Source organism: Allorhizocola rhizosphaerae (assembly GCF_003426775.1).
GTDB lineage: Bacteria > Actinomycetota > Actinomycetes > Mycobacteriales > Micromonosporaceae > Allorhizocola > Allorhizocola rhizosphaerae.
On sequence record NZ_QJUG01000106.1, the window covers coordinates 22,275 to 28,344 of the forward strand.

The 6,070-nt window shown below is 68.5% G+C and carries 7 protein-coding genes and 2 pseudogenes; 3 read left to right on the forward strand and 6 right to left on the reverse strand.

The genetic code is table 11. The annotated features are described in order from the left end of the window. Window position 1: 1 nt before the first annotated feature. Together DM816_RS22735 and DM816_RS22740 are read right to left on the reverse strand one after the other, a co-directional pair. Entirely contained in the window at window positions 2-520 is a 519-nt protein-coding gene (locus DM816_RS22735) for a DinB family protein (protein WP_117212365.1), read from the reverse strand. Window positions 521-737: 217 nt separating this feature from the next. After that, window positions 738-1,040 (reverse strand): TFIIB-type zinc ribbon-containing protein, encoded by a 303-nt coding sequence (locus DM816_RS22740; RefSeq protein ID WP_117212366.1) that lies wholly within the window; start codon window positions 1,038-1,040, stop codon window positions 738-740. A gap of 52 nt (window positions 1,041-1,092) precedes the next feature. Here DM816_RS22740 and DM816_RS22745 point away from each other — a divergent pair, with 52 nt between their 5' ends. Further along, complete coding sequence (locus DM816_RS22745) at window positions 1,093-1,656, forward strand: histidine phosphatase family protein (RefSeq protein ID WP_117212367.1); 564 nt, start codon at window positions 1,093-1,095, stop codon at window positions 1,654-1,656. A gap of 25 nt (window positions 1,657-1,681) precedes the next feature. On the opposite strand, the gene DM816_RS22750 is transcribed toward DM816_RS22745, so the two are convergent. Then, window positions 1,682-2,122 (reverse strand): Lrp/AsnC family transcriptional regulator, encoded by a 441-nt coding sequence (locus DM816_RS22750; RefSeq protein WP_117212368.1) that lies wholly within the window; start codon window positions 2,120-2,122, stop codon window positions 1,682-1,684. An 83-nt stretch (window positions 2,123-2,205) separates the two neighbouring features. On the opposite strand from DM816_RS22750, the gene DM816_RS22755 reads away from it, so the two are divergent. Then, the gene (locus DM816_RS22755) at window positions 2,206-2,457 is read left to right on the forward strand and encodes a hypothetical protein (RefSeq protein ID WP_117212369.1); all 252 of its coding nucleotides are present in this window, start codon (window positions 2,206-2,208) and stop codon (window positions 2,455-2,457) included. Between the two features lie 28 nt (window positions 2,458-2,485). Here DM816_RS22755 and DM816_RS22760 read toward each other — a convergent pair whose 3' ends face one another. Further along, a complete protein-coding gene (locus tag DM816_RS22760; protein ID WP_117212370.1) occupies window positions 2,486-3,637 on the reverse strand; it encodes an acyl-CoA dehydrogenase family protein in 1,152 nt (383 codons plus the stop codon). Between the two features lie 52 nt (window positions 3,638-3,689). On the opposite strand from DM816_RS22760, the gene DM816_RS22765 reads away from it, so the two are divergent. Then, the gene (locus DM816_RS22765) at window positions 3,690-4,589 is read left to right on the forward strand and encodes a 5'-3' exonuclease (protein ID WP_246002140.1); all 900 of its coding nucleotides are present in this window, start codon (window positions 3,690-3,692) and stop codon (window positions 4,587-4,589) included. Window positions 4,590-4,705: 116 nt separating this feature from the next. Here the strand turns inward: DM816_RS22765 and DM816_RS44635 are convergent. Together DM816_RS44635 and DM816_RS22775 are read right to left on the reverse strand one after the other, a co-directional pair. Continuing rightward, window positions 4,706-5,368, reverse strand: a pseudogene (locus DM816_RS44635) (MHYT domain-containing protein); the annotation flags it as partial. A gap of 47 nt (window positions 5,369-5,415) precedes the next feature. Continuing rightward, a pseudogene (locus DM816_RS22775) lies at window positions 5,416-6,070 on the reverse strand (DEAD/DEAH box helicase); the annotation flags it as partial.

Below are 6,070 nucleotides of genomic sequence, written 5' to 3' on the forward strand. Positions count from 1 at the left end.
CTCACTCCCCCGTCACGCCGTCGATGCGTTCGCGCAGCAGGTCGGCGTGCCCGTTGTGCCGTGCGTACTCTTCGAGAATGTGCAGGTAGATCCAGCGCAGCGAAACCGGGCCCCGGCTCGGATGCGGGATCGTATGGTCGAGCGGGAACCCGGCCACGTCCGCTTCCGCCTGCTTGGTCTCGGCGATGAGCGCGTCGAAGTCGGCCTGCGGGTCGGCGCCGGCGACGTCGTCGAAGTCGCCCTCGGGGCTGGCCTCGGTGCAGTAGATCCAGTCCAGCGACAGGCCCGAGGCCCGCCTGCGGAACCAGCTGCGCTCGACCTCGGTCATGTGGCGCACCAACCCGAGCAGCGTCAGTGTGGACGGCTCGACGCTGCGCAGTTTGAGCTGCTCGGCGGTCAGCCCGGTGCACTTCATGAGCAGCGTCTCGCGGTGAAACTCCAGCATGCTCTGATACACGGCCCGTTCGTCGCCGACGTAGCGAGCGGGCGCGCGTGTGACCTCTGGGGCGATCCAATCCATGCGCCGAATCTACGGCAGCCGGCCGCACGCCGACTGCGCTTGACCCCGCGAAACCACGGTTCAGGCGAAGCCGTGCTTTGCGCGGCTAGGGCCGGGCGCGCAGCGATCCGGGCCTAGCCGCTGCGGAAAACTCACCAGACTCCGTTCAGGCGAAGCCGTGATCTTGCGCGGCTAGGGCCGGGCGCGCAGCGATCCGGGCCTAGCCGCTGCGGAAAACTCAGTCGAACAGCTCCTCGAAGAAGCTGTGCTTCTTCTTCTTGTGGTGCGGGTGGCCGCCGTAGGAGTAGCCCGGCTGCTGATATCCGTGCTGCGGCTGCTGGTAGCCCGGCTGGGGCGGCGGCGGCGCTGGCTGTTGGGTCTGCTGGGCGGGCCCGTGCCAGGCGTTCTCCGCTGCCGTCAGGCGCTCCAGCTCACCCCGGTCGAGGAAGATCCCCCGGCATTCCGTGCACTGATCGACGGTGACCCCGTTGCGCTCGTACGCGCGCATCTCACCATGGCATTTTGGGCATGTCAGTTGCATATGGCGACGCTATCGCACGAAGACAAACCCGATGATGGCAGGATTTGCCTTTATGAGGGAGATCGTCCTGATCCGCCACGGACAGACCGAGTGGAGCGCCTCCGGGCGGCACACGTCCTACACCGACCTGGACCTGACCGTCGAGGGTGAGCGCCAGGCTGCCCACCTCGGCGACCGGCTCGCCGGGCGGGCGTTCGCGGCCGTGCTGTCCAGCCCGCTCAAGCGCGCCGTGCGCACGGCCGAGCTGGCCGGCCTGACCGTCACCGCCACCGATGACGACCTGCTGGAGTGGAACTACGGCGCCTACGAGGGGCGCACCACCGTGGAGATCAGGCAGGAGCGGCCGGGCTGGTCGGTGTGGCGCGAGGACTGCCCGGGCGGCGAGACCTCGGCCCAGGTCGGCGAGCGCGCCGACCGGGTTCTCGAACGCGTCGCCGTGATGCTGCCCAGCGGCGACGTGGCGCTCGTCGGGCACGCGCACATGCTGCGCGTGCTGACCGCACGCTGGCTGGGGCTGCCCGCCACCGGCGGCGAGCTGTTCCGGCTGGAGACCGGCACGCTGAGCGTGCTCGGCTACGAACGCGAAACGCAGGTCCTGCTGCGCTGGAACGGCTGACCCAGCCCAGCGGAAGCTGGAACAGTCAAATCCGGGGTGGCCGCTGCTCGAACGGCGTGGAGAGCACCACCGTGGTCCGGTGCGTCACGTTGGCCTTGGTCCGGATCTCGGCGAGCAGCCGCTCCAGATCACTGGGCGAGGCAACCCGTACCAGAAGAATGTAAAAATCTTCTCCCGCCACCGAGTAGCACGACTCGATCTCGGGCAGGTGCGCGAGTTTCTCCGGCGCGTCGTCGGGCTGCGCCGGGTCGAACGGGCGGATGGCCACGAAGGCCGTCAGCGGCAGGCCGATCGCCTCAAAGTTGACCCGGGCGCCATAGCCGGCGATGATGCCGCGCTGCTCCAGCCTGCGCACCCGCTGGTGCACGGCCGACACGGACAGGCCCACCTGCGCCGCAAGGTCCGTATAGGACAGTCGCCCGTCCTTGGCAAGCGCGGCAACGATCGCCTGATCGGTCTCCTCCACGGCACTCAAGGTAGCACCGCCACCGCCATGTGATCATCGTAGTCCGGGCAACCTCCCCCTCAATCCAGGTGGTAGTAGCAGACGTGACCGAGAGCTTCGCCGATTTCGTGGCGACGCTCGAATGGCGCGACCACATCGCCTTCGAATATCGCTCGCAGACCCCCGGCTTGTTGCATGTCACCATCAACGGGGTCCGCTTGGGCACCTTCGAAATGTGGGACTATCACCAGAGCACGACCGCCGGCTCATGGGACACCCCGAAGGCGGAGACGTTCGCGGATACCCCGGGATGGATCCCGGTGCGCCAGGGGCTGGCCGCCGGCACCGTGGCGTAGCTTCGACCCACGGACCGCCGTCGTGTGATCACTCGTCCTTGGCCAGCGCTCGTGAGATCACCAAGCGCTGGATCTGGTTGGTACCCTCCACGATCTGCAAGACCTTGGCCTCGCGGAAGTATCGCTCGACCGGGTGGTCGGCCACATAGCCCGCGCCGCCCAGCACCTGCACCATGTCTGTCGTGACCCGCATGGCCATGTCGGAGGCGAACAGCTTGGCCTTGGCCGCCTCGATCGAGTAGGGCTTGCCCGCGTCGCGCAGCCGGGCCGCGTGCAGGGTGAGCGCCCGCGCCGCCGAGATCTGCGTGGCCGCGTCGGCCAGCATGAACCCCAGCCCCTGGAAATCGATGATGGGCTTGCCGAACTGCGTGCGCTCCCGCGCGTAGATCGTGGCGTAGTTCAGCGCGCCCTGCGCCAGCCCCACCGCGCATGCTGCGATGCCCAGCCGGCCCGCGTCGAGGGCGCCCATCGCGATCCGGAAGCCCTCGCCCTCCTGCCCGATCAGCCGGTCGGCGTCGACGACCGCGTCATCGAACGCGATCTGCGCCACGGGTGAGGCCTTGAGCCCCATGGTGCGCTCCCGGTTCTGCACATGGAGCCCGGCGGTGTGGTCGGGGGCGAGCAGGCACGAGATGCCCTTCGGGCCGGGCCCGCCGGTCCGGCAGAACACGTTGTAGAAGTCGGCCACCCCGGCGTGCGTGATCCATGCCTTGGTGCCGTTGATGAAATAGCGCTCGCGATCCTTCACCGCGCGTGTGGTCAGGTTGGCCGCGTCGGAGCCGCCCGCCGGTTCGGACAGGCAGTAGGCGCCCAACAGCTCGCCGCCCAGCATGTCGGGCAGCCAGCGACGCTGCTGCTCCTGGGAGCCGTGATAGGCCAGCGGATAGCAGGCCAGCGTGTGCACGCTGATCGCCTCGGCGACCGCCACCCAGCGGGCGGCGAGGATCTCCAACACCTGCAGATACACCTCGTACGGCTGGGCCGAGCCGCCGTACTCCTCCGGATAGGGCAGCCCCATCAGCCCGGAGCGCCCCAGCGTCCGGATGATTTCGCGCGGGAACTCGCCCCGCGCCTCGTAGTCGTCGACCTTGGGCGCGAGCTCCTTCTCGGCGAGCTCCTCGGTCAGTTCGAGCAGGTCGTGCGCCTCAGGGGTGGGGAGCAGCCGTGCAACGCTAGCCATGCCCACCAGCTTAACGAACGTTAGGGAGGTTAGTGTTCCACGGGTGAAGCCGATGTTGCTCGTGGACGCGCCAAGCCTCTATTTCCGCGCCTACCACGGGATTCCCGAGTCCGCGGCCCAGACCGACGCGGGTGAACCGGTCAACGCCGTGCGCGGATTCGTCGATATGGTCGCCACATTGATCCGCACGCGCCGCCCTGACCGGCTCGTATGCGCGCTCGACTACGACTGGAGGCCCGCTTGGCGGGTCAAGCTGATCCCGTCCTACAAGCGGCACCGGCTCTCGCCCAAGGGCGGCGAGGAGGTGCCCGACGGTCTCGTGCCCCAGATCCCCGTGATCCTGGAGGTGCTCAGTGCGGTCGGCATCGCCTGGGCGGGCGCCAAGGACTACGAGGCCGATGACGTGCTGGGCACGCTGGCCAAGCGCGGCCCGGGCCCGGTCGAGGTGGCCTCCGGCGACCGCGACCTGTTCCAGCTCGTCGATCCGCACACCACCCTGCTGTACTGCGGTCGTGGCGTGGCCAAGCTTGAGGCGTGCGACGAGGCGGCCGTGCAGGCGAAATACGGCGTGCCGGCATCGTCCTATGCGGACTTCGCGGCCCTGCGCGGCGACCCGAGCGACGGCCTGCCCGGTGTGCCGGGCGTCGGCGAGAAGACCGCCGCCCGGCTCATCGCGCGGTACGGCAGCCTGGACGCCATTGTCCAGGCCGTCGATGACCCGTCCAGTGACTTCGCGCCGGGCCTGCGGGGCAAGCTGGCCGAGGCCATGGACTACTTGAAGGTCGCGTCCGAGGTGGTACGGGTCGCGGTCGACGTGTCGCTGCCAAAGCTCGATGTCGGGCTCCCCTTGTCGCCCAAGGATCCCGACGAGTTGCTCCGGCTGGCCGAGCGCTGGAACATCGCCGGGCCCTGCCGCCGGCTGGTGGACGCGTTGGTCGCGGCCGCCGACTGAGCCGCCTCGCGCTCTGCCTGAAGCTTCGCAAGATAGGCACGCGCCGCCGAGTCCTCATCGGTCGGTCCCACGCCGATCGCGAACAACAGCAGGCCGATGACGATCAGCACGGACAGCCCGATCGGCACGAGCAACGACAACGCTGTCGCGCCGGTGATCGTGTCGGTGTGCTCGGCCAGCGTCACCGACATCGACGCCATGCCCGTGTAATGCATGCCGCACACGGCAACGCCCATCACGAGCGCGGCGCCGAAGATGACGATCCGATTGGACAGCGTGACGGTGAACCACAGGGCCACGGTCGCCGCCACGACGGCGATCACGACCGAGGCCGCCACAAGGCCCGGGTCGTAGCTGACCTTGCCGTCCACGCGCATCGCGAACATGCCCGTGTAGTGCATGGCGGCGACGCCGACCCCGGTGAACAGTCCACCTAGGACGATCCGTGCACCGCCGCGCCTGCCTGACCCGGCGATGAACAGTCCAATGCCGACAACCACGATCGCGGTCACCGCGCTGGCCGCCGTCAACGGGACGTCATAGCGGATGCGCGCCCCTGGAACGGTGAATCCGAGCATCGCCATGAAATGCATGGACCATATGCCCGTCCCGCCGATGGCCCACGCCGCGAGGAGAAGCCACCAAGCCCGCTCTCCCCCCGACTGGGCCGCACGCGCACGAGCCGTGCACGTGAGCCCGAGCAGTGACCCCAGCACCGAAAGGACGTAGGCGACGCCCGGGGTCAACAGCCCATAGCTGAAATGATGAACATCTGCCACCTGCGCAGAATGAATGAATCACCTACCGAGCGGCAAGTTGCTGCCGCCTAACCGACCGAACTGTAGGCAAGAATGCCCCGATTGACCGAGTCCATGGCGTCCTTTGCGGTCTTACGCAGCTCGGTCGAGGTGCCCGGCGCCTCGGCGATCTGTCCAAGTAGGTCGATCACCTGCCGCGCCCAGCGGACGAAATCGCCGGCCGGCAGGTCACCGTCGAGAGTCGCGCTGGCGAGCACCTTGGCCAGCGGCTCGCCCTTGGCCCAGCGATAGATCGGCCACACGAAGCCCAGATCGGGCTCGCGGGTCTGTTGCAGGCCAAGCCGACGCTCGTCGTGCAGCAGGCGGTGATAGACGCGCAGGCTCGCGTCGACCGCGGTCGCCACCGCGCCGCGCGGGATCGTGGCCTGCTCGTCGCCTTCGCGGCGCGACTCATACAGCACCACCGATGCCGCTCCCGCGAGCTCATGCGGCTGCAGGCCCTCCCACACCCCCTCGCGGATGCACTCGGCCACGAGCAGATCGGCCTCCGTCCACAAGCGGGCAAGCATCCGCCCCGGGTCGGTGACCTCGCCCTCCGGGCTCAGATATCCGCGCTCCTGCAGCAATTCGCAGATTTTGTCGAAGGTACGCGACAGCGAGTTCGTGCGGTGGGAAACCTTGTCGCGCAACGCCTCCGTGTCACGAGCCAGCCGGTGCCGCCGC

Excerpts from the sequence above, each read along its gene's own strand:
- DM816_RS22735 (WP_117212365.1), bottom strand. The coding sequence starts at position 520 with ATGGATTGGATCGCCCCAGAGGTCACACGCGCGCCCGCTCGCTACGTC.
- DM816_RS22740 (WP_117212366.1), bottom strand. The coding sequence starts at position 1,040 with ATGCAACTGACATGCCCAAAATGCCATGGTGAGATGCGCGCGTACGAG.
- DM816_RS22745 (WP_117212367.1), top strand. The coding sequence starts at position 1,093 with ATGAGGGAGATCGTCCTGATCCGCCACGGACAGACCGAGTGGAGCGCC.
- DM816_RS22760 (WP_117212370.1), bottom strand. The coding sequence starts at position 3,637 with ATGGCTAGCGTTGCACGGCTGCTCCCCACCCCTGAGGCGCACGACCTG.
- DM816_RS22765 (WP_246002140.1), top strand. The coding sequence starts at position 3,690 with ATGTTGCTCGTGGACGCGCCAAGCCTCTATTTCCGCGCCTACCACGGG.